This window comes from Microbacterium sp. H6, from assembly GCF_003314775.1.
Lineage (GTDB): Bacteria > Actinomycetota > Actinomycetes > Actinomycetales > Microbacteriaceae > Microbacterium > Microbacterium oxydans.
Map to the genome: position 1 here is coordinate 6145 of NZ_QOAY01000057.1, position 1049 is coordinate 7193.

The 1049-nt window shown below is 68.7% G+C and carries 1 protein-coding gene; it reads right to left on the reverse strand.

What is annotated here, in order from left to right:
- On the reverse strand, window positions 1–1049 hold a 1049-nt coding region (locus DSP71_RS03510), incomplete at both ends, for an MATE family efflux transporter (protein WP_258546245.1).

Sequence of the window (1049 nt, forward strand, 5' to 3'; positions counted from 1 at the left end):
CCGGTGACCGTGGGGACGAGCGTGTGACCGAGTCCCTGCAGGGCTCCCCGCAGGACGAACAGCATGCCCAGCGCCCAGTACCCGCATCCGTTGATGATGAGCATCCGATGCGCCTCGTCGACGACGTCGTCCGACCCCTCGCCGATGAACAGACGGACCATCGGCGCACCGAAGGCGATGAGCAGTCCACCGAGCACCAAGCCGGCGACGACGGCCATCCAGGTCGCCTCGACCACACCGCGACGGATGCGGTCGGGACGCCGACCCCCGTGGTTCTGCGCGGCGTACATCGAGACAGCGAGTCCGAGCGATGACAGCAGGGCCACCGCGAGACTGTCGACGCGGGATCCGGTCGTGTAGGCCGCGACCGCATCCGCCCCCAGGGTGTTGAGCGCGACCTGTACGGTCAGCGTGCCGATCGCGATGATCGACGCCTGGAATCCCATGGGCAGACCGAGGCGCAGGTGCTCAGCGACGTCACCGCTGGTGATCCGCCAGTCCGCACGGCGCAGGTGGAGCATGGGCAGCCGACGACGCACGAACTCGAGGCACAGGGCGACCGAGACCGCCTGGGCGACCACGGTCGCGAGCGCGGCTCCGCCCACACCCCACTCCAGCGGCCCGACCATCAGGACGACGAGCCCGACGTTCAGGGCGCACGACACGGTGAGGAACACCAGCGGGGTCTTGGAATCTCCGATCGCACGGATGATCGCGGAGAGGTAGTTGAAGAACATCGTCGCGCTCGCACCGAGGAAGCTGATCTGGGTGAAGATCGTGGCCTCGGCCATCAACTCGGGCGGCGTCTGCAGCAGCGCGAGGATCGGACCGGCGAGGAGGGGCGCTCCGATCGTCAGGATCACACTCGTGATGACGCTCAGCAGAACACCGGTCGCGACCGAACGGCGCACGGCCGCGTCATCCCTCGCGCCGAAGGCCTGGGCGATCGGGATCGCGAAACCGCTCGTCAGTCCCCAGGCGAACCCGAGCAGCAGGAACAGCAGGCTGCCGGTCGCGCCGACCGCCGCGAGGGAGGTGACGCCGAGGTG